Raw genomic sequence first — 22,626 nt, forward strand, 5'->3', positions numbered from 1 at the left:
CGAGTTGAGGACGGGCCCGCCGCCGCCGAAAACGGGGCACCCCATCGCTCCTCGGCATGACACCGAAGACCGGACTGCTGATACGAACCACGACTCCAGGGGACTAGTGTGGGCGAGCGCTTCACCACCCATCGCATCTTCTGGGGACTCGACGCGGCGGACCAGCCGGTGTGGCTGATCGCCAACTTCGGTCCTCGAAGTAGCGACGCGCTCCTTCACGAATTCTCGCGCTCTTCGCGTCCAAGCCGGCGCGCCGCGCGTGCTCACACCTTCGACCAGCCGAGCGGGCCAAACGTGTGATCGCAGAGCGCGTCCCCCCAGTTCTCCGTGAGAAGGACCACGTGCGGATCGAGGATATGGGAGGTGCTCCCGAGCGCGTGTCGAATGTCCTCGACCTCGTACTCTACGGGCTCGAAGACGGCGCCGTTCTTGGCGAGCCAGAGCTCGTCCGGGAAGGGCCTCTCGAGATCGCACGTGCTCCCAGGCCGCGGGCAGTCGAAGCAGAGCTTGGTCTCGAGGTCCTCGAACTTCCACACGTGCCGCATCCCACGCGTCACGTAGTGACTCCCCGTGTCGGTCAGCAAGAACACACGAGTCCGTTCGACGCTCTTCTTGGCGAGCCAGCGCAGCACGGCGCCCATGCGGAAGCCGCCGTGTCCATAGCCGTGGAAGGACTCCAGCGTCTCTCGCGTGAGGGGCGCGCCGCGCTCCTTCACGCGGAACATGCGGACCTTCTCGGGGCCGCCGTCGATGCACCCGTAGATCGCCAGCGGGGCGCCGTCGCCGAGCTGAGTCGCGAGGTCCTCGATCCAGCCGACCGCGCGCTCGAGCGGCCGCGCGCCGTCGGGGCGGTAGTGAACCATCGAGACGCTGAGATCCACGACCACGGTCGCCTGCACGTCGGTCGCCTGGATCTCCCGACCGCGGAACACCCGGCCGTCCACCGCGCCGCCCGCGCGCTTCGTCGCGAGGAGCCGCACGAGCCTCGTCGGAGAGAGGCGCGCGCCGCTCATGCGGAACGACGAGGACGCCACCGGGCGCGTGGTCGCGACGGCCACCTCGCTCCGCACCGCGCGCCCCACCACGCCCGCACGGCGAGGGTCCCACACGTGCAGTTCGACGCTCGCGCCGTCCTCGCGGACGCGGGCCTTCCAGAAGTCGTACTCGGGGACGATCTCGCCCTCTGTGGAGAGCGACGAGAACATGTCGAGGTTCATGCGAGGACGCACCTCGGCCGGTTCGCGGCGACCGAGCGGTCGGAGGTCGACGCGGCGCTCGTAGCTCTCTTGTGGCACCGGGCGGCGGCGCGTGAGCTCCGACACGAGCTGCGCGCGATCGCCCGGCCCGACGTGCCTCACGAACCAGAGGCAGAGGTCGGTCGCGGCCACGATCGACTCTGCGAGGGTCGGCGACACGAGCGCGCGAAACGAGGCGAGCGTCGCGCGCACCTCTGTGAACGAGGCAGCGTAAGCCGCCGGCGGCTTCGCGGTGCGCCCCGCGAGCTCGACGAGCACGGCCTGAAGGAGCTGGATCAGCGAGCTCCCGAACACCGCCGGCCGAGCGAGCGCGCGCGCGCCCTGATCCACGTAAGCGACCGCGGCCACGAAGCCAGGGAGCAGCGCTGGGATCCGGCGCTCGACGCGGCTGTCCTCGACGCAATTCAAGAGGTTGAAGAAGAGCTCGCCGCTCTCGCCAAAGAGCTCGGTGACGCCCCGCAGTGTGTTGGGGTAGCGCGACGAGCGCGGGAGGTTGTCGGCGAGGTGCCCGTGCTCGCGGAGCCGCCTCACGACGTGGCGAGCGGCCTGTTGGCACGCCCCCTCCTCGAAGCTGCCCCCGGAGAGGTGCAGCGCCTCGTGGACGAGGAGGCGCACATAGGCTAGCTCGTTGTGCCGGGGGCTTTCGAAGAGCGCGATCCGCGACGGCAAGTAGATGTCTCGACCGTCGGTGTATGCCCTCATCCCGCGGGGGTCGCTCTCGCCAGGCGCCTCGGCGCGTATCGCCACCCGCGCGCGGAGCGGGATCAGGCTCGGGAGCGCCCACTCGAGCGACGGGAGCACCTTCGTGAGCGTGACCTGCGCCGCGCTGCGACGCTTCGAGGCCTCGCGCTCGCGCTCGAGGAGCTCCGCGAGGACGGCGTCGTGCCGCGTCTTCGCCCCCACGCGGAGGGCCGCGCACAGCTCGCCCCACAGCCTCGCGGTGGCGAGCTCGAGGAGCGGCGCGAGGAGGCGCGGGTGATTCGTCGTCGCGAGGAGACCGTCGGGGGCGTCGTGACCGTGGCCGAGCAGCAGGCTGAAGCACGCGAACGAGGGCCCCAGGTTCGTGGCCCTTCCCTTCCCCTCTGCGCCGGAGACGAGCGCGAGGAAGCTCGGCTCGAGGGCGCGCCAGCGGTCCTCGTCGAGCGGATGGCGTGACCGGAGCACGTGGAGGGCGCGCGCGAGCGTTGGATCGCGGACCTCGAGGGGCGGCTGGGCCTGCTCCGGATCCTCGGGCGTGTCGGCCGGAGGGTCAGCCGTCATGAGCCTCGGCCTGCTCGGCCGGCTCCACTTGACTGCCCACGTCGAACGGCTCAATCGCGTCGCCCGGATCGGCCTCGATCGTCGGGAGCTTCTCGCCCGGCTCGAAGGAGAGCCCCTTCGCCTCGAGCGTGGAGAGCACGGTCCGCGCGTCGCGGTCGCCGAGCTCGAGAGGATCGAGGAGCGACTCACGCACCACCCACTCGCGCGCGACGCCGCTCTTCGAGGCGCGCGCGGCCAGCAGGAGCGCCCGCGTGCTCGGCGATCGCCAGCGGCGCTCCTCGGCGCCGCTGCGGAGCACGTGGGCCACGTCGACGAGGTACTGCGCGTCCTCGCGCGGGATCCCAGTCCGATCCACGAGGAGGCTCACCTCCTCGCCGGGCGCGAGGTAAGAGAGGCGGACGACCCGGCACCGCTGGAGGAACGCCTCGGGCAACGAGCCCAGCTCGCGCGGAGTGTACGCCCCGACGAAGCAGAACCCCGGGGCCGCGTGCACGATCTCCGGCTCACGGCCGAGCTTGCCTACGAGGTGCAGCTCGCGGCGATCGTCGAGGAGGGGATACAGCGGGCGCAGGGTGCCCTCGCTCGTCTTGCCGATCTCGTCAAAGAAGAACGGCAATCCGTGGCGCACGGCGTAGACGAGCGGCCCGTCGTGCCAGGTCATGGCGTCGTGGGCGAAGAGGTACCCGCCGAGCAGGTCGGCGTCGGTGAGGCTCGGCCCGCCGGTGACAGGGACGACGCGACGCCCTAGCTCGGCCGCGATCGCCGCGAGGAGCGTGGTCTTCCCGCAGCCCGTCGGCCCGAGGAGGAGCACCGGCTCGCCGCGCTCGACGTACAGGCGGACGCGCTCGAGCTCGAGCTTGGAGTCGACGAACTGCGGAGTCGTGGGGGACGGCATTGGGAGAGTCTACTGTCGGCAAGTCGGTTGGCCGTCAACGAAACCTCCGTCCGAGCCCGTGTCAGGATTGACGTTCGGCGCGCCGCATCGCATGTGTTCGGGGTGCGCGCCGCGTGTCGCTCCCTCCCCGCCGGCCTCGTCGGCCTCGTCGGCCGCGTGGTCCTGGCGAGCGGGCTGGCGAGCGGCCTCGCGGGATGCGCATCGAGTCCGTCGGCACCCGAGGAGCGCTCCTGCGAGACCACGATCTGGCACCTGCCCGCCAGCCGCGGCGCGCGCGTCGAGATCGTCGGCGACTTCAACGGGTGGAAGCGCCCCGGCGCCGAACCCGAGGCCGTGGGCGACGCGTGGCGCGCCCTCACGCTCACGCTGCCTCCCGGCGAACAGCGGTACCTCATCTACGAAGACGGCGTCCCCCTCACCGACCGCAACGTGCCCACCACCGCGTTCGCCGAGGGCCGCGAGGTCACGCTCGTCGAAGTTGCAGACTGCACGAAACCGGCGCTGCGCGTGGACGCCGTGTCGGTCGACGCCCGCGGCGACGGCGAGATCCGCGCCACGTTCCTCGCGAGGCACGAGGGCGGCGAGCCCGCGCGCCTCGCCCCGTCGACCCTCGCGGCCACCACCCGCGACGGCGCCACGCTGCGCGGCGAGGGCGATCCGGCGACCGGCCAGGTGCGCTTCCCGCTGCGCGGCCTGCCCCGCGGGAAGGCGCTCTTCACCCTCTCGGCCACCGCCGCCGACGGCGCTCCGGCGGAGACCGCGCGGGCGACGGCGTGGGTCGAGCCCCGCCCCTACGACACGCGCGACACGGTGATCTACCAGGTCGTGCTCGACCGCTTCCGTGGCCCCGCGGGCCCGCTCGCGCCGCCCGCCACGCCCGCCGATCGCGCGGGCGGCACGCTCGGCGGCGTCACCCAGGCGCTCCGCGACGGGTACTTCGAGCGGCTCGGGGCAAACACGCTCTGGCTCTCTCCCGTGTACCTCAACCCGGAGGGAAAATACCCCGGCAGCGACGGCCGGTCGTACTCCAGCTACCACGGCTACTGGCCTATCGCGCCCCGCGGCGTCGACCCCCGAATTGGCGGCGAAGAGGGGCTCGACACCCTCGTCCGCGAGGCCCACGCCCGCGGCGTTCGTGTGCTGTTCGACGTGGTCCCCAACCACGTCCACGAGGCCCACCCATACGCCAAGCGGCGGGACTTCGTCGACGGCGACGCCGCGTGCGTGTGCGGGGTCCGCGACTGCGACTGGGCCACGCACATCGACACGTGCTGGTTCGCCCCCTACCTCCCCGATCTCGACTGGTCGAACCCCGAGCTCGCTCGGACCGCGACGGACGACACAGTGTGGTGGCTCGACCGCTTCGAGGCCGACGGGTTCCGCATCGACGCCGTGCCCATGACCCCGCGCGCCGCCACGAGGCGCATCGCGAACCTCGCCCGTCGGCGCTTCGCCCACCCTGGCAACCCACTCCTCGTGCTCGGCGAGAACTTCACGGGCCCCGGCGCCTACAACCTGTTGCGGCGCGATCTTGGCCCCTTCGGGCTCGACGGCACGTTCCACTTCCCCCTCATGTGGACGCTGCGCGAGGCCATCGCCGAGAAGCGCGCGGGCGCGCCGACCGACGCGCGAGGCGCCGGGCTCGCGGCGATCGACGCCTCGATGCGCGAGAGCGAGAAGGCCTGGGGCGGCGCCGGCGCGGTGATGGGCGTGATGCTCGGCAACCACGACGTCTCGCGCTTCGCCTCGGTCAGCGCGGGCACGGCGAGCGGCGACACCTGGGAGCCCGCGAAGGAGGTGCTCGACGCGGCCGTCCTCTCGAAGCAGCGCCTGGGCTTCTCGGCGGTGTTCTCCCTCCCCGGGGTGCCGGTCGTCTATTACGGCGACGAGGTGGCGCTCGCGGGCAAGTCCGACCCCGACTGCCGCCGCGTGCTGCCGGCCGAGGCCGCCCTCACGGCCGAGCAGAAAGAGCTGCGAGCGTATGTGGGCACCCTCGGGCGGGCGCGCGCCTGCTCCGAGCCGCTCCGCCGAGGCACCTACGTGAGCCTCTACGCGGACGCCGAGCGGCTCGTCTTCGCGCGGGAGCTCCCGGGCGATCAGCGCGTGGTCGTCGTGCTCTCGCGCGAGCCCCTCGGCCCGCTCGACCTGGCGGTCGCGAAGATCCCTCCGGGCGCGTACCGCGATCTCCTCACGGGGCAGCCGCGCACGCTGGCGGCCGCCGGCACCGTGGAGCTCCCCGCGTACTCCGCGCTCCTGCTCTCCAACATCGAGCCGAGCTGTCCGTGAGCGACCCCTCCACGCGGCGTGACTCTGTCCTGAGTTGACATTCGGCGGCGCCGGTTCATGCTCCAGGCGGTCCTCGCCGCCTCGCCACACTCTCGCCCCCCGCATCTCCTCCGAGCCCCATGCTTTTTAGCCGCTTCGCCGCCGCCGCGCTCCCCCTGACCGCCGCCTACGCTTTCTCCGCGTCGCTCGCCGCCTGCAGCAGCGAATCCGCGCAGAACAAGGACTACGGCGCGCCGCCCGACGCGGGCACCTTCAACCCGCCGCCCAACCCGGGCCCGGGTGACGGCTACGGCTCGGGCGGCAACACGGGCGGCCCGCCCGTGTGCCCGGAGGACTTCAAGGCCTGCTCGCACACCTTCACCTACAGCTCCACGACCGGCGGCTCCGAGACCTCGGTCGAGCTGCGGGGCGATTTCGGCGGCCCCGACACCTGGAGCGCGGGCGTCGCCATGAAGAAGAACGGCGCTGTATGGGAGGCCACCACGAGCATCCCGTTCGGCAAGCCTGTACAATACAAGTTCTTCGTCAACGGCACCACCTGGCTCCACGACCCAGCCCAGCCCACGGTCGTCGTCGGCAACGACACGAACAACACCTTCGCCGGCAAGACGTGCGAGCCGTTCACCTGCGCCGAGCCCGGCGCGGTCGCCCCCGGCGTGTTCGACTGGCGTGACTCGGTCATCTACTTCGCCTTCGTCGACCGCTTCTTTGACGGCAACACGGGCAACAACTGCAACGTGCCCGGCACGAGCGGCCCCATCGCGAACTACCAGGGCGGTGACTGGGCGGGCATCAAGCAGAAGATAGACGCCAACTACTTCAACGACCTCGGCGTCAACACGCTGTGGCTCACCGTGCCGCTGAACAACACGAGCAAGGTCGGCGCGGGCGTCGGCGGCGACTCGCACCAGTACTCGGGCTACCACGGCTACTGGCCGCAGATCGACGATCCCACCAACCCGGGCAACCTCTCGCAGGAGGGCTGCTTCGGCACCATGCAGGAGCTGAAGGATCTCGTCACCGCCGCGCACGCCAAGGGCCTCAAGGTCCTCTTCGACTACGCGATGGTGCACGTGCATCGCGACAGCGGCATCTTCCAGCAGCGCCCGCAGTGGTTCTGGCCGAACGACAACGGCCGGGGCGGCAACTGCCTCTGCGGCCAAGGCTGCTCATGGGACTCGATGCCCGACCGCGAGCGCTGCTGGTTCACCGACTACCTGCCTCACTGGAACTACACGAACGCCGACGCGCGCAACTACTCGGTGACCAACGCGGTCGAGTGGGCCAAACAGCTCAACATCGACGGCTTCCGCGCCGACGCCATCAAGCACGTCGACATCTCGTGGCTCACGCAACTGCGCCAGCAAATCAAGACCGAGATCACCTCGAAGCAGACCCCCCCGCAGCGCTTCTACATGGTGGGCGAGACCTACGACTTCGGCAACCGCGACGTGCTGAAGGCCTACGTCGACCCGGGCACCAAGCTCGACGGCCAGTTCGACTTCCCGCTGCGCAAGAACCTCGTCGAGGCGGTCGTCATGCGCAAGTACCAGGGCATGAACGACCTCGCGGCGTTCATGAACGGCAACGATTTCTTCTACGGCGGCAACGCCATCATGAGCACGTTCATTGGCAATCACGACCTGCCCCGCGTGATCCACCTGGCCGCCAACAACCGCCTCTGGGGCGACGACCAGGGCGCCGACGGCAAGGACCGCTCTTGGTCGAACCTCCCCACCATTCCCCAAGAGCGCGAGGCGTTCGAGCGCCTGGCCAACGCGTACGCCGTGCTGTTCACGAACCGCGGCGCGCCGCTCATCTACTACGGTGACGAGATCGGCCTGCCCGGCGCGGGCGATCCCGACAACCGCCGCTTCATGCAGTGGACGGGCCTCGACGCGAACCAGACCTTCCTCCGCGACCGCGTGAAGAAGCTCCTCGACATTCGGGCGAAGCACCCGGCCACGCGCCGCGGCGTGCGCGCCACGATCTCGGCCGACGCCGACACCTGGGTGTACTCGCGCACCACCACGGGCGACACTGTGTACGTGGCGGTGAACCGCAGCGACTCCGAGAAGACCGTCTCGGGGCTGCCCGGGGGCCAACTCGACGAGCTCGTCACCGGGGTCGGCGCAGCCGGCCCCTCGGCCACCATCCCCGCCCGCCAGACACGTGTATTTTACAAGAAGTAACCGCTTCGCCCCTTGGGTGGCGGCGGCCGTGTTGGCCTCGACGCTCGCCGCCTGCAGCGGCCCGTCGGCCCGCGCGCCCGCGCCGCCCCGCGCCCCGGTCACCGAGCTCACGTCGAGCCCCTGGGGGTTCTCGACCCAGTCCTATTGGATCGAGGGGCCCACGGGCCTCGTGGCCGTCGACACGCAGTTTCTCCCGTCGGAGGCCGAGCGGATGATCGCGACGGCGGAGCGCCAGACAGGCAAGAAGTTCGCGCTCGCCGTCGTGCTCCACGCGAACCCCGACAAGTTCAACGGCACCGCCACCTTCCAGCGCCACGGCGTGAAGGTGGTCACCTCGAAGCAGGTGAAGGACCTCCTGCCGAGCGTGCACGAGAAGCGCCTCCGCGCCTTCTACGACCGCTACGCGCCCGACTACCCGAAAGAGCTGCCCGCGCCGGAGTCGTTCGGCGCCGCCACCACCGAGCTGTCCGCGGCAGGGCTCACGCTCAAGCTCCACGTGATGGGTGCAGGGTGCAGCGAAGCCCACGTCGCCCTCGAGTGGCAAGATCCCGCGCGGCCGGCGCGGCACCTGTTCGTGGGCGATCTCGTGGGCAACGGCGTGCACTCGTGGCTCGAGATCGGCAAGACCGACCAGTGGCTCACCCGCCTCACGGAGCTTCAGCGCCTCGCGCCCGCCATCGTGCACCCGGGCCGCGGCAAGAGCGGCGGCCCCGAGCTGCTCACGGCCGAGCGTGCATACCTCCAGAAGGTCATCGCGGTGGTCGCTGAGGAGCGGCCCACGTGGCCTATCCCCGACGCCGGGCTCGAGCGCGCCAAAGCGAAGATCCTCGCGGCCTATCCCGACCACGGCTTCCCCGTGTTCCTCGACATCGGCCTCCCGGCGGAGTGGGAGCGCCAGGCCCGCCTCGCGCGCTGACAGGCCGGGCGACCCATGCCCCGCCAGAATGAAGTCGCGGAGGGGTGCTAGGACTAGGCCATGCCGTCCGCGCCTCCTCGCCTCACCACCCCCGTGCTCAGCGCCGCTCAGCGGGAGCGCTTCGAGCGCGACGGGTACCTGGTGCTCGAGGGCTTCGTGCCCGGCGTGGAGTGCGACGCGCTCCGGGCACGCGCGCACGAGCTCGTGGTTGGCTTCGATGCCGAGACGCACCGCTCGGTGTTCACCACCGACGACCAAACCCGCAAGACCGACGACTACTTCCTCGACTCCGGCGACAAGATTTCTTTCTTCTTCGAGGAGGGCGCGTTCGACGCGCGCGGGCAGCTCCGGCAGCCAAAGGAGCGCTCCATCAACAAGATTGGCCACGCGCAGCACGATCTCGATCCGGTGTTCGACCGCTTCTCGCGCACGCCGGAGCTCGAGCGCCTGGTGTTCGACGTGGGCCTCGAGGACCCTCGGCTCATGCAGTCGATGGTCATCTTCAAGCAGCCCCGCATTGGCGGCGAGGTGCGCTGCCACCAAGACTCCACGTTCCTCCACACCGAGCCCGAGTCGATGCTCGGTCTGTGGTTCGCCCTCGAGGACGCCCACCTCGGCAACGGGTGTCTGTGGGCCCTCCCGGGAGGGCACCTGGGGGGCCTCCGCGCGCGGTTCGTCCGCCACGCCGATCGAACCACGAGCTTCGAGGCGCTCCGCGCGAGCGAAGGCCCGGAGTGGCGCGACGAGGACCTCGTGCCGCTCGAGGTGAAGAAGGGCGCGGTCATCCTGCTCGACGGCCGGCTCCCGCACATGAGCCACGCGAACGTGTCCAAGGAGTCGCGCCACGCGTATACGCTCCACATCGTGGGCGGAGGCGCGCACTACCCCAACACGAACTGGCTCCAGCGCGCAGCCGACTTCCCCGCCCGCGGCTTTCGCTGAACCGCGCGCCGACACACCTCCTCGACCTCCCCTCGTTCAACCTCGTGCCCCCTGAGAGACTCCCCATGACCACTGGCACCGTTCGTTTTCACCGCGTGTTCTCGGCGCCCCCGGAGCGGGTCTACCGGGCCTTCTTGAGCGCCGCCGCGCTCGCGAAATGGCTACCGCCGCACGGCTTTACGTGCACGGTGCACCACCTTGAGGCCACCGCGGGCGGCACGTTCAAGATGTCGTTCACGAACCTCACGACCGGGAACGGCCACTCCTTCGGCGGCGAGTACCTCGAGCTTCAGCCGAGCGAGCGCATCGTCTACACCGACGTGTTCGACGATCCGAACCTGCCCGGCACCATGAAGACCACCGTCACGCTCGCGAAGGTGTCGTGCGGCACCGAGCTGTCGATCGTGCAAGAGGGCATTCCGGCGCTCATCCCCACCGAGCAGTGCGTCATGGGCTGGCAGCAGTCGCTCATCCTGCTGCAGATGCTCGTGGAGCCCGAGATCCGGGAGTAGGCCCCGCGGGGCAGTTCTCCCGTTTCTCGCGCTACACCTCGTAGAGCACGGGGTCGCGGGCGCGCAGGTAGTGGGCAGTCAGTCCGCGCTTCCCTATCCGCCGGAGTCGGGTCGGGGCTCGGCCTCCGCGAAGGCGCGCGCGCCTAGTCCCCTGGAAGCGTGATCCCTTCCAGAAGGCGCGCGGCTCGGCCTTTCGCCACAAGGGAGCGAGGGGGTGTCCCGTTTTCGGCGGCGGCGGGGGGATACTCATGTTCGAGGGTCGGCGTTCTCGCGCGGTCACACCCGAAACCACTGTCCCCTGAGCGCAAAGCGCCGCCTCCACCGCGCGGAACGACGTCCGCGTTGAGGACGGGCCCGCCGCCGCCGAAAACGGGGCACCCCATCGCTCCCCCCTCGCTCCTCGGAATGACACCGAAGACCCGACTTCTGATACGAACCACGACTCCAGGGGACGAGCAGCCCGTTGATTGACTCCCGTCGGCCCGTCGCCGCCGCATCCCGACCGCCGTCGTTGCGATCCTGCGGTGCGTGCTCACCTAGAAACGCCCACCTGGAACACGCTCCGCGCGCTCCTCGGATCGCGCCTTGGCGGGCCGGGCGCGGACGACGCCGGGCCTCGGTCCGTAAATCAACAGGCTGCTAGCTAGGAGTCGTCCCGAGCGCCCGGCGGAGGTGCATCCACGACAAGAGCCACGCCCCGCTGTCCCGCGCACGCCACGCCTCAGCCCCGCGGGCCATCACCCCGCTCGCGAACGTCGCGCCCGGCTCGTGCCCCTCTCCCACAAGGGGAGAGGGGCCACGCGAGTGGCCCCTTCAATCGGCCCCTCCCCTTGTGGGAGAGGGGCTCGTGGCGTTTCGTGGCGTTTCGTGATGGGGTGAGGGCGGCGAGCCCCCGATTCGAGTGCCGCTCGTCCTGCAGCGCTATTCCGCAGTCGGACCAAGCACGTCCGCGACCGCGGTCGCTGTCATCGCGGCGAGCAGCCAGGCGTCGAGCACCTGGGCGTCGCGCTCCGCGAGGATTCGCGCCGACAGCGACTCGGGCAGGTGAAGACCGCGGCTGCGCAGCACGAGGAGCAGCGCCTCCGCCTTGCCCTCCGCCTTGCCCTCCGCCTTGCCCTCCGCCTTGCCCTCCGCCTTGCCCTCCGCCTTGCCCTCCGCCCCTCCGCCTTGCCCTCCGCCCGCCCGGCGGCCAGCTCTGCCCGCCGGGCGCGCACCCGCTCTAGGACGCGGGTGACGAACGGATCTTCCTCTGCTTCGGGCGCCGTCTGCTGGTTCATTTCGAGTGCCTCATAGTGCGCTCTCACCGCGGGGCTGAGCGCGTCGCTGAGTGTCTTGCAGTATAGCCCCATCATGACCTCGTCTGGTAGCTGCGCCAGCGCCTCCGTCGCGTCCTCGAACGCGCGGGGGCCGCGCGCCTCGTCGTCTCGCAGCGCGTACGCCACGAGCCACTTGACCTCCGGCGCGCCGCTCCTCACGTCCAGACCCCCGAGGGCCTTCGGACCAAACACGCACGCGCCGAACGTCGACCGATGCCCGTCGATCGACACCTCGCGAGCGGCCCACGCGGCCACGCGCTCGCTCGGGCAGATCACCACCACCGGCGCGGGGCATCGGTGCCGGTACCGCGCGGCCGCCTGGTACGACGGCCACGTATAGAGCTTGCTCTCGTCAGGCTCGAGCTGCACCTCCACCACCACCGCCAACTTCACGTCGCCCTGACGGATCACCACCAGCGCGTCCGCCGTCAGCGCAGACACCAGCGTCGGCAACCCCGCGTCCTCCAGAGAGACGCGGTCTTCGCGCGCTTCACCCGCTTCGCCCGCTGCACCTGCATCCACCTGTCTCGCGCGCTCCACGTAGCCCGCAGACACGAGGAGCGCGCGCACGAGCTCGGGCGCGGCGCGCACCGCCTGAACGAGGACCTCATGCACCGTGCTCGGCATACGCCGCACCCTGCGAGTCGCGTGCCGCACGCGAACCCCGCGATCCAGCGGCGCGAGCGCCCGCCACCCCGTCCGGGACGACCACGGTGGTGGCCAGGACGCCACACGCCGCCCCGTGCTCTTGTGCCTGTCGGCTCCGACTACACCTCGTAGAGCACGGGCTGGCGGGCGCGTGCGTACTGGGCAATCAGCGCGCGCCCCTCGGGGCCCACCTCCGTGAAGGCCACGCCGTAGCCCGCGGGCCTGTCGCCGTCTTCGTCTTGCACGAAGGCCACGACGCCGGTCGCCGCGGCCGTGTGGTTGCCGGGGAAGAGCAGCTGCAGCGCCACCTCGGTGCGGAGCGCTGGCGGCTTCGCGTAGGTGCCCACGAACACGCCGCGCACGATGCCCGAGGCGTCGCACGTGAGGTTCGTGGTGTCTTGTTTGCGGAGATCGACCTCCACCGGCCGCCGCTCGATCACGCTCCTCCGCTGGAGCATCGCCTCGAGCTCGGCGAGCTTCGCGACGATGGCCTGCGAGGCGCCCGACTCTGGCCCCGAGACCCGCGCGACCGCGCTCGCCATGGCCTGCCCGAGCTGCACGATGGCCTCGAGCTCCACCACCTGCGGGTGCGGGTTCTCCAGCGTGACGCGCACGTCCTGCTTGGCGAGCTTGCCGAGCGACTCTCCGAGCCGCGCGAGGGCGTCGGCAAGTGAGGAGTCTCGCGAAGCGTCGCGAGAGCCCTTCTCGAGGCGCTCCCGCTGCTCGCGCGCCTGCTCGGCGTAGCCGCGATCGGCGGACGCGAGGACCGCCTTGTTCAGCGCGAGGAGCTGCTCTTCGACGCCACCCACCGAGCCCACCACGCGGGCCACGGGGTCGTCGCCCTCCTTGCCGCCGCGGCGCGCGCGCGCGAAGCCCTCTTTGATCTGCACCCAGCGCGCGCGCTGCTCGGGGGACATGCGACCGCGGAGCTCCGCGAGCTTCAGGAGGTTCTGCTCGGCGCCCGTCGTGAGGGTCTGCGACTCCGCCGCGTAGTGCTCGTCGACCGCGCGATCGAGCTCGTCTTCGGTCATGACCGGCGCGAGCTTCTGCGCGATCTTGTTCATGTTTCGATAGCTACCCTGGAGCTTGAAGGGCGGCTCGGTGCGGTAGGCGTCCTCCTGCGACGCGGCCGAGATGTACGTCTGGTTCACGCGGAGGAGCACGTCCTGCACGCGGGAGAGCAACCGCAGCATCGCGAGGATGTCGGCGAGCTCGGCGCCCGAGTAGCCATGCGACAGCTCGGAAGCGGGCAGCTCTTCGCCCTTTGCCATGCGGGCGAGCTTGTACAGGTCGGCAGGATCGCGGCCCGATAGCGGAGCGAGCACGGGGTGCGAGGTGAGCGCGTTCTCGAGGTAGCTCAGCTTGAAGATTTCCTCCATGCCGCTGCCTCCGAGCACCTCGCCGAGGTTGTAGGTGTCGGCGCGGTTCGCGAGCATGTCGGGGATGCGGAACCGCGCACCGCTCTCGGTATAGGGGTTCGCGGCCATCACCACGCAGAAGCGCTTGCCGCGGAAGTCGTAGGTGCGGCTCTTCCCGCGGAACACGCCCTCGACCTTTCGCTGCGCGTCGCACAGCGAGATGAACTTCTCCAAGAACACGGGCGAGGTGTGCTGCACGTCGTCGACGTACAACATGACGTTGTTGCCCATCTCGAAGCCGAGGTTGATGCGCTCGACCTCTTGCCGCGCCGTGAGGCTCTGGCACTCTGCCGGGTCGAGCGAGGTGACGTCGTGGCCGAGGGCGGGCCCGTTCACCTTCACGAACACGAGGCCGAGCACGCTCGCCACGTACTCCATGAGCGTCGTCTTGCCGTAGCCGGGCGGCGACACGAGGAAGAGGAGCCCCATGCGATCGGTGCGCTTCTGGGCGCCGAGCGCGCCGATCTGCTTGGCCAGGTTCGCCCCGACGAGGGGCAAATACACCTCGCTGATGAGTCGATTGCGCACGAACGACGAGAGCACCTTCGGCACGAGCTCGGCGAGGCGCATGCGCTCGCGCTCGCGGGCGAGCAGCTCGGTCCGACGCGTGCGAAATACACGAAATCGAGCGGCGGTCACGACCTCGAAGTGACGGAGGCGCACGAGCAGCTCGGCGAGCTCGAGCGAGAGCGCGCCGTCGCGGATCCGCTCGTGGGTGCCGAGCAGGCCCTTGATCTCGAGCGTGGTCTCGGCCGAGAGCACGTCGCGGTCGAGCGCGCCGTCGGTGAGCAGGATGGCGGCGATCTCCGGAGCGAAGGGCGCGAGCGGCGGCGCGGCCACGCCGAGGCTCGCCGCGTAGTGGAGCGCGAGCTCCGCGCGCTCTCGCGGGCGCCCGGCGAGGATCCTGAGCTCGTCGGCGAGGGCGCGGGTTTGGCCGGCGTCGTCGAGCTTTCGTCGCAGGAGCTTGTGCCCCTCGTCCGACGCGCGCGCCACAGGGAACCGCGGGATGTGGGCCCCGAGGGTCTCGACCACCACGTCCGCGGCGTCCTCGGCCTCCGAGGGTCCTGGCGTGAGACCCACCCCCTCGGCGTACGTGCGAATGCGCGGCCCGAGCTCGCTCTTCAGCGCCGAGACGCCCCGCGGATCGCCGAGCACCGTGGCGAGGCGCGCGACGCTCGCCGCGCGCCGCGTGAGCACGGTCCGCTCCTCGGTCGTCAGCTCCGCGGTGAACATGAGCGCCAGCGCCCGAGCGCGCGCGGTGAACCTGAGCGGGCCCGCCGCCTCGAACGAGGGCAGAAGCTGCGAGAGGATCTGCGCGGCGTCGACGTCGTGGACGCCGCGCTCGTAGCCTTCGTCGAGCCGGCTCGCGGCGATCTCCGAGACGACCGCGAGCAGGCGGCCCTCTCGCGCGGCCTCGCGCAGCTTGCCGAGGCTCTGCCCCTCGCGGCCCTCGATGGCGTCGTCGAGCACGCGGAACGCGAGGTACTCGCCGCGGTACACGGAGGAGGACTCCGACGCGAGCGACTGGTCCCACACCTCGCGGAGCTCGTCGAGCTCGGGCGCGTTGAGCGTGTCGTAGAAATCGGTCCCCGTGAGGTGGAGGGCGAGGCCCCCTTCCCTGGGCACGACCACGAGATCTACGGCGCTCTTGGTGACCGAGAAGGTGAAGCCGCCCAGGCGAACGCCCTCCCCGTCGGAGAGCTCGCGCTTGTCGCGGAGCTTCCGCACCGCGTCTTGCTTGGCCACCTTCAGCGCCGTGCCGAGCTCGTCGGCGCGCACGTTCTCGCCCAGCGCGGCGAGCTTGTCGGCCGCCTCGGCGACCTTGTGCACCATCGGATCGCTGGCGAAGTAGGCGAGCAGCTCCTCTTCGGTGGCGAACGTGGCGGCCTTTCGCGCGATGCCCTGGAGCATGCGCTCGCCCGCCGCGCCCGTGGCGCTCGCGCGCTTGTGCCGCTCGTCCGAGAGGGTCTGCCGACGCGAGCTGAAGGTCTCGGCCACCTCGTCGCGCTTCGACTCGATCTCGACGGCGAACTCGTCGAGCTCACCGAAGCGGCCGGCCAGCTCTTCGAGCCGCATGAGGAGCTTCCCGAGCTCCGCGTCGCACTGCTCCGGCGTCGTGCACGCGCCCACGGCGGCGCCCACGGCCTGCGCGAAGACCCCGAGCTGCACCGCGAGCTCGGCCCGACCCTCGCGCCCGTAGAGCTCCTTCTTCTTCGCGTCGAAGGAGGCGCGCACCCGGTTCTGCACGGCCAGCGCGCGCGAGAGCTGCTCGAGCACCCGCGTGCGCACGGTGGGGTCGTCGACGTCGAGGGCCGACACGGTCTCGCCGAGCAAGAGCAGCTCCGAGTGCAGCGTGTCGAGGCGCTCCTTGTGCGGGGCGAGGCCCACGCCCCGGTCCGTTTTTTCGACGCTGACGCCGAGCTGCTCGAGCCCAGCGAGCACGGGGCCCCACGCCTTCTCCGACTCGAAGAAGGTGACACACGCCGAGCGCACCTCGGCGAAGCGGGCGTCGACCCCGCCCTCGAGCGCGGCCACCGCGGCGAGGTCGATGGTGCGCAGCTCGCGGAGCACCGAGAGCCGACCGCGCTGGGTGCGGAGCGCCGAGAGGGCGCCAAGGAAGCTGTCGGCCGACGGCGTGTCCTCGGGCCGGTGCACGCGCAGCAGCTCGGCCTGCGCAGTCTTCGCGTCAGCGAGGGCCTTCTCGGCCTCCGCGCGGTAGGCCTCGACCTTGTCGAACTCCTGGAGGATCGCGTCGGCGCTCTTGCGGACGTCCTTCAGCGCGCTCTTCAGGTCGAACGCCTCTTCGTGGCCAATCCAGTAGTGGTCGTCGAGGGCGCGCGCCACGCAGCCGGCCAGCTCCTCGAAGGTGCGTCGCGTGGGCTCCTCGGCGAGCGCGAGCCGGCGCACGGCGAACGCGTCGCTGACGCCTCTCACGAGCGCGGGGTTGCCCACCTTCGCGAGGTAGGAGCTCGCCGTGGCCTTCTGGCCGTGGCGCTCGGCCTCGTCGGGGGTCATGAACGGCGTGCGCCAGAGCTGGAACGGGTGCACGCGGGTCGCCTCCGACCCTATCGCGGCGCGGAATACCGCCATGGTCCCGTCAGAGAACAGGCTGTACCCGTGGCACCGCACCGGCGCGCCGAGGTCCTTCGAGATGACGTTGTAGGGTAGGGCCAGGTAGAGGCCCTCGTCCTCCCGGTAGAAAATGTAGAGCACATCTTCCCCGTTGGGCGCCCGCACCGAGCCCTCGTAGCGCATGCCCGCCGTGTCGGGGTCGACCACCCGCGCGCCCGCGGTGGCGACGTAGTGTCCACCGGGGAAGAGAATGCCCTGGTCCTCGGGCAAGAGCAGGCACGCGCGCCCGATGGCGTCGATGCGCGCCACCGACTTATTCAGTGTATTATACACCAAATGGCGCGCACTCCCCTCGCGGTACGGGAGCACCTTGAGGAGGATGAGCGAGCCCAGCTTCGCGTAAGAAATCTCAGCGTCGTCCAGGGTCTGGTTCGGGTCGGTCACCGGCTCGCGCCACACGCCCCGGCCGTCCTTGGTGTTGTTCTCGACCTTGATGGTGAGATCCCCGCCCACGGTCTCGACGAACACCTCGTCGAGCACGTTCACGTGGGGGTGCGCGCCCATCACCTGGTGCTCGCGACCGGTGCGCGTCCAGGCAAACGCGAAGCTCGGCGGAGGCACCACGTCCTCCTCGCCGCGCGCGTCGATGTACGTCACGCGGCCTCGGCCGTCGATCCCGAAGCGGAGCACGCGCACGTCGGAGAGGCGCTCGCCGATCTGCAGGACGACGCAGAGGCGCTTGTCGGTCTTGGTGAGCTTCAGGACACGCGCTTCCTTCGCGTACCGGAAGGCGTTCGAGAAGTCGCTCACGAACGCGGGATCGGCGAGGAACGTGCCCTCGAGCGGCACGGGCTCGAGCCCCTCACCGGCGTCGGCTCCCTCGCTCCCGCGGTCGAGCTTGTAGAGCGAGAAGACGTCGGCGACCGACGGCTGGCTCTTCATGCCGAGCACGACGTTGAAGGCGAACAGCAGCATGTCTCCGACGGAGACCATGTCGCGCGGCTGGGCGGCGTTCTCGGTGCGTACGCGCGTCGACTGCTGAAGCTCGAGCTCGGACGATCCGAACAGCGCCTTGCGCGCCGCGTTCAACCGCTCCGCGCGCGCGCTGAGCTCCTCCACGTGCCCCACGAGCCGCTGCCGCACGACCTCGTAGCTGCCCGCGTCGAGCTCGCCCGTGCCTGGCTCACCAGCCGGCGCGCCACCCTTGTTGTTGTCCGCCATGGTGACCTAGGTGGCTGTTGTTCTTCGTAGAGAAACCCAATCCGAATCGAGCGGAGCTCGCCGCGGAGAGGGAGGGGCCCCGAAAACCCACGCATTTTTTTGGGGGGGGGAGAGGCGCGAGCCTCTCCCTGATGACCAGGAACGACGGAGCCTTGTGTTTGAAAAACACCAGGCTCCTAGGCGCCCGCCTGGGGGTCCTTCTTCACCATGCCGAGCAGTGCCTTCTTCGCGTCCTTGTCGCCGCGCGAGAAGCGCTCGATGAGGCCGGCGAGCTCCGGGTCGAGCGAGGCGTCGCCCGTGAAGTCTCGGGCTACCGCGCGGAGCGTGGGGCTCTCCGCGAGAGCTCCCTCGATCGACTGGCCCACGCCGATGGCCTTCACGTAGCGATCGAAGAACGCGCCGTCGCCACCGACGATGTTGAACTTGGCGTTCGCGAGCGACCGGCCGAGCACGTCGGCCTGCGCGAGCGCCTGCTCCTTGCGCGCCTTGATGCCCTCGAGCTGCACGGTGCGGTCGCGCTCGAGGGTGAGGCGGAACTCCTCGTGCTCGCGCGAGCTCGCGTCGAGCACGCGCATCGCGTCGGCCTTCTCGCGGATGCCGGTGGCTTCGGCCGTCATGCGCTCGCGCACCACGGCGGCCTCGGCCAACCCTTGGCGCTGGAAGACCTCGGCCTCGGCGGAGCGCACCGCCACCTTCGCCAGGCCCTGCTTCTCGTCGCCCTGCGCGGACGCGTTCATCTTCTCGAGGGTCACGCGGGCCTCCACGAGCCCCTGCTTCTCCATCGCGACGGCGTCGGCCTCGCGGACCCGCGCCTGGGCGAGCCCCTTCGCGGCCTCCTCGGCCTGCACGCCCTCGGCCATGCGGATCTTGGCGCGCGCCACCTTGTCGGCGGTCTCGAGATCAGCGTCGGCCACGAGCATGCGCTCCCGCGCCTTGTGCTTCGCGGCTTCTTCCTGGGCCTCCGCGGCCTTCACCAGCTTCACCAGGGTCTCCTGGGCCTGCGCCTCCGCGGCGAGCCGGACCACTTCCTTCTCGCGGGTCGCCTGCGACGTCGTGCGGAGGTCCTTGATGAGCTCCTCCTCCACCGCCACCGTCTTGTCGACGGCGATGCGCGTGCGCACCACGTCGGCGATCTCTTTCTTCTGCATCTCGAGGTCCCGATCGCGGGCGAGCACGGCGATCTGCACCTCGCGCTCGCGCCCCACGGCCTCGAGCTGGCGGGCCTTCTCCACGCGCTCGGTCTCGATCCCGATCTCGCGCTCGCGGTTCTTCTGGGCGACGGCCACGCCGCGGGCCTTCACCTCGCCCGCGACCGCGACCTCCTCCTCGGTCTTCTGGCGGAGCAGCTGCGTCTTCTTGTGCTCCTCGAGGGCGAGCCGCGCTGCCTCGTTCTCCTCGCGGGTCTTCGCGACCGAGATTTCGCGGTCCTTCTTGGCCTCCGCCTCGGCCTTGCGCTGCTCGAACCGGAACATCGCCTCGTCGGCGTTCAGGTTCTGGCTGCCCATGTCCATGCGCTCCTTCTGGCGGAGCTCGTTCGTTTGCACGTTGCGCTCCACGGTGAGCGCGGTGATCTTCCGAATACCCTCGGAGTCCATGATATTGTCGCGGTCGAGCGCCTCCAGGGGAGTCTGCTCCAGGTAGTCGATGGCTGCGTCGTCCAGGATGAAGCCGTTCAGATCTTTGCCAATCACCTTGATGATCGCGTCTTTGAACTCGTCGCGCTTCGTGTAGAGCTGCTCGAAATCGAAGTGTTTGCCGACGGTCTTCAGCGCCTCGGAGAACTTGGCGTTGAAGAGCTCATTGAGAGTGCGGCCGTCGCTCGCGCGCACGCAGCCTATCGACTGGGCGACCTTCAGCACGTCCTCGGCGGTCTTGTTCACCCGTACGAAGAAGGTGACGTTGATGTCGGCGCGAATGTTGTCGTTGCAGATCAGCCCCTCCTTCCCGCGGCGATCGATCTGGATGGTCTTCACCGAGAGGTCCATCGTCTCGGCGCGGTTCACCACCGGCAGCACGAGCTTCCCGGTGAAGGTCACCGAGGGCTCGGCGCGCGAGGTGTTGATGATGAGCGCCTTGCCCTGCTCCACCTGGCGATAGAAGCGCGCGAACAGCGCGCCCACGCCGAACAGGATGATGATGCCCGCCCCAAACAGCGCCAAAAAGGGAATGAATTCCTGCATATCTCGCGACCGTCCCCTTCGATTGTCTGCCACGCAGACCGACGCCCCGCGCGGGGCGCCGAGCGGCCTCTCGAGGTCCGTGCGACGCACGGACCTCGTGGCCGGTGGCAATCGTGGCATGTGCGCCACGGCGCGGAAAAGTTATCCGCGTTTCTTACGGCCCATCGCCTCGTCCATCGACTCGACGATGTACTCCTCGCGCTCGTCGTCCCACCCCACGATGAGCCCCTCGTCGCCGCGGCGGAGCGCGCCGCCCTCGACGCGCACCCGCAGCACGAGGTCGGCGCCCGTGTCCTTCACCACCGCCTCGCCGAAGGTCTCGGTAGCCTCGCCCGTGCGGATCGTGCACGTCTTGCCGATGAGGTCGCGCGCCGACTTCGCGTGCTTCGTGGCGAGCAGCGGCGCGAGCGGCCGCGCGGCGAGCTTGGCGAGCGGCAGCGCCATCGCGGGGGCGGCGACGAAGGTGAGCAGGCAGCGCACGAGCAGGCTCGGATCGTGGCCGGCGCGCCCGAGCGCCCAGAGCGCGACGAAGCTGGTCGCCCACGCGAAGAACGAGATGAGTGTAAATTGCACGGTCACGGGCACGTCGCGCATTCGGAACGCCGCCAGCAGCGCGTGCGGGCCGGCGCCCTGGGCCTCGGCGTGGGCCGCGTCTACGTCGAGGTCGCCGTCCACGTCGAGATCGCCGTCCACGTCGGCGTGGAGGTCGATCTCGGGCCCGCCGCCGCCTGCCGCCCCCTCGAGCGCGCCCTTGATGGCCCCGGTCGCGCCGTCACCGACGCCCTCGCCGAGCCCCTCGCCCAGCCCCTCGGCGCCGCCGTCCACGCCCTCGCCGAGGTGGACGAGGCCGCTCATCACGAACAGCCAATACACGAGCGAGATCGCCACGAGCACAGTCCACACGACGACCGGGAAGGCGAAGAGCGGCCCGAGCGCGCTCACGCCGGCTCGCGCGGAGGCGGGGCCCCCGCCTCGAGGAGCCCGGCGATGCGGTCGAGACGCTCGAGGAGGGCGGCGTGTTTGCGCTCGGCCGCCGTCTCGGCAGAGCGTCGCTCCTCCGCGGTGGGGTCGAGCGCCCGCGCGGCGAGGGCGGGCCCGAACGTCATGAGCAAGCTGCCTATTTGCTTGCCTCGCTCGGTCATCGCGAAGATGTCGCAGTACCCCACCGACAGGTTGGTGGAGACGTAGACGAGCGCGTCGTTCAGGGTGCGCACCTTCGGGTTGTGGCCGTGCTCGGCCTTGAAGAAGAGCTGCGCCCCCACGAGCACGGTCCACACGATGGCCTCGGCCGGGTCTTCGTTGGTCGAGGCGCGGAGCAGATCGGCGGCCTCGCCGAGGAGGTCGGGCCCGAGGACGCCGAGCAGGAGGGAGGACGCGCCGTTCACAGGGTCGACGGTACCTCGCGCGCTCCGCGGAAGTCCAATCTGCGGCGGACTGAAGACGACGCAAGAGCGCGCGACGGGGCGCGGCGAGCCTTGACACGCCCACGCGGGGGAGGTGTCGTGTCTCGCCCCCAGGTGGGGAGCGGAGGAACACCGAATATGCCCATGACCGAAGCCGAAGCGTTCGCCAGCCTCAAAGTCCTCGTCGCGGTCGCGCAGGCCGACGGGGAGATCCACGCCGAAGAGCGGAAGTCCCTGGAGGCGGCCCTCGAGACCATCACCCTCCCCGAGGGCACCACCGTCGAGACCCTGCTCGCCCAGAAGATCGACCCGGCGACCGAGCTCGCCGTGCTCACCTCGAAGGAGGCCCGCGACACCATCTGGAAGAGCGCCTTCGCGATGGCGAACGCCGACGGCACCTGCTCGCCCGAAGAGCAGAAGGTGCTCGACCTCATCGCGGAGAAGACCGCCGTCACCGCTGAACAGCGCAACTTCTTCGCGACCCTCGTCGCGGAGGGCAAGAACACCGTCCTGCCGAGCAACATCCAGGCGGTCACCGATCCCGAGGCGCGGGCCAAGGGCGTGCGCAAGGACATCCTCAAGTATTCGGCGATCACCGCCATCCTGGGCGCCTTCCCGCTCCCCGTGGTGGGTGAGCTCGCGGTGCTGGGCATTCAGCTCAAGATGATCCGCGACATCGGCCAATATTGGGGCCACACGGTCGACAAGAACGCGGCGAAGTCGATGCTCTACGGGCTCGGGCTGGGTACGGGCGCGCGCATGGCGGTCAACAGCCTCGCGAAGCTCGTCCCGGGCTGGGGCTCCGCGGTCGGCGCGACCACGTCGTTCGCGGCCACGTTCGCGCTCGGGAAGGTGATGGAGAAGTTCTTCGCCGAAGACGCGAAGGGCGACGTCGCGGCGCTCAAGGGCCTCTTCAAGTCCGCCGAGAAGGAGGGCAAGGCCGCCTACGCCGAGCAGAAGGACGACATCGCGAAGAAGGCGGAGGACAACAAGGCCGCGCTCGACCAGCTCTCCGCCGACCTGAAGGAGGGCAAGATCTCGCAGGAGGACTTCGACGCCCGCCTCGGCGAGCTGAAGTAGTCCTCGCGGCGGCCCGCCTCCCCGGCGTT

13 protein-coding genes are annotated in these 22,626 nt (G+C 70.2%); 6 read left to right on the forward strand and 7 right to left on the reverse strand.

Features of this window, described 5'->3' with window-relative positions; all coding sequences use genetic code 11:
- Positions 1-263: 263 nt before the first annotated feature.
- Both IPQ09_14020 and IPQ09_14025 read right to left on the reverse strand, forming a co-directional pair.
- Positions 264-2,516, reverse strand: a complete 2,253-nt coding sequence (locus IPQ09_14020; protein ID MBL0195320.1) for a hypothetical protein — start codon at positions 2,514-2,516, stop codon at positions 264-266.
- A complete protein-coding gene (locus IPQ09_14025) occupies positions 2,506-3,411 on the reverse strand; it encodes a MoxR family ATPase (GenBank protein MBL0195321.1) in 906 nt (301 codons plus the stop codon). Before IPQ09_14025 ends, IPQ09_14020 begins: the two co-directional genes overlap by 11 nt.
- 102 nt (positions 3,412-3,513) lie before the next feature.
- Here IPQ09_14025 and IPQ09_14030 point away from each other — a divergent pair, with 102 nt between their 5' ends.
- The 5 genes from IPQ09_14030 (at position 3,514) to IPQ09_14050 (ending at position 10,259) form a co-directional block, all read left to right on the forward strand.
- Positions 3,514-5,697 (forward strand): hypothetical protein, encoded by a 2,184-nt coding sequence (locus IPQ09_14030; GenBank protein MBL0195322.1) that lies wholly within the window; start codon positions 3,514-3,516, stop codon positions 5,695-5,697.
- Positions 5,698-5,816: 119 nt separating this feature from the next.
- Positions 5,817-7,889, forward strand: coding sequence for a hypothetical protein (locus IPQ09_14035; protein MBL0195323.1), 2,073 nt, complete (start codon positions 5,817-5,819; stop codon positions 7,887-7,889).
- A gap of 28 nt (positions 7,890-7,917) precedes the next feature.
- Positions 7,918-8,805, forward strand: coding sequence for a hydrolase (locus IPQ09_14040; GenBank protein ID MBL0195324.1), 888 nt, complete (start codon positions 7,918-7,920; stop codon positions 8,803-8,805).
- 60 nt (positions 8,806-8,865) lie between these two features.
- On the forward strand, positions 8,866-9,747 hold the full coding sequence (locus tag IPQ09_14045; GenBank protein MBL0195325.1) for a phytanoyl-CoA dioxygenase family protein: 882 nt from the start codon (positions 8,866-8,868) through the stop codon (positions 9,745-9,747).
- Between the two features lie 65 nt (positions 9,748-9,812).
- Positions 9,813-10,259 carry an SRPBCC family protein gene (locus tag IPQ09_14050; GenBank protein ID MBL0195326.1) on the forward strand — a complete coding sequence of 149 codons (447 nt, stop codon included), beginning with the start codon at positions 9,813-9,815 and terminating at the stop codon, positions 10,257-10,259.
- Between the two features lie 965 nt (positions 10,260-11,224).
- On the opposite strand, the gene IPQ09_14055 is transcribed toward IPQ09_14050, so the two are convergent.
- The 5 genes from IPQ09_14055 to IPQ09_14075 form a co-directional block, all read right to left on the reverse strand.
- Positions 11,225-12,190, reverse strand: a complete 966-nt coding sequence (locus IPQ09_14055; protein ID MBL0195327.1) for a hypothetical protein — start codon at positions 12,188-12,190, stop codon at positions 11,225-11,227.
- A 152-nt stretch (positions 12,191-12,342) separates the two neighbouring features.
- Complete coding sequence (locus IPQ09_14060) at positions 12,343-17,934, reverse strand: DNA repair ATPase (protein MBL0195328.1); 5,592 nt, start codon at positions 17,932-17,934, stop codon at positions 12,343-12,345.
- 176 nt (positions 17,935-18,110) lie between these two features.
- Positions 18,111-20,114: a hypothetical protein gene (locus IPQ09_14065; protein MBL0195329.1), complete on the reverse strand. Its 2,004-nt coding sequence runs from the start codon at positions 20,112-20,114 to the stop codon at positions 18,111-18,113.
- A gap of 141 nt (positions 20,115-20,255) precedes the next feature.
- Positions 20,256-21,056 (reverse strand): DUF1449 family protein, encoded by an 801-nt coding sequence (locus IPQ09_14070; GenBank protein ID MBL0195330.1) that lies wholly within the window; start codon positions 21,054-21,056, stop codon positions 20,256-20,258.
- Positions 21,053-21,499 (reverse strand): hypothetical protein, encoded by a 447-nt coding sequence (locus IPQ09_14075; GenBank protein ID MBL0195331.1) that lies wholly within the window; start codon positions 21,497-21,499, stop codon positions 21,053-21,055. Before IPQ09_14075 ends, IPQ09_14070 begins: the two co-directional genes overlap by 4 nt.
- Before the next feature lie 162 nt (positions 21,500-21,661).
- Here IPQ09_14075 and IPQ09_14080 point away from each other — a divergent pair, with 162 nt between their 5' ends.
- Entirely contained in the window at positions 21,662-22,597 is a 936-nt protein-coding gene (locus IPQ09_14080; protein ID MBL0195332.1) for a hypothetical protein, read from the forward strand.
- Positions 22,598-22,626 lie beyond the last annotated feature (29 nt).

Source organism: Myxococcales bacterium (assembly GCA_016720545.1).
Lineage (GTDB): Bacteria > Myxococcota_A > Polyangia > Polyangiales > Polyangiaceae > JAAFHV01.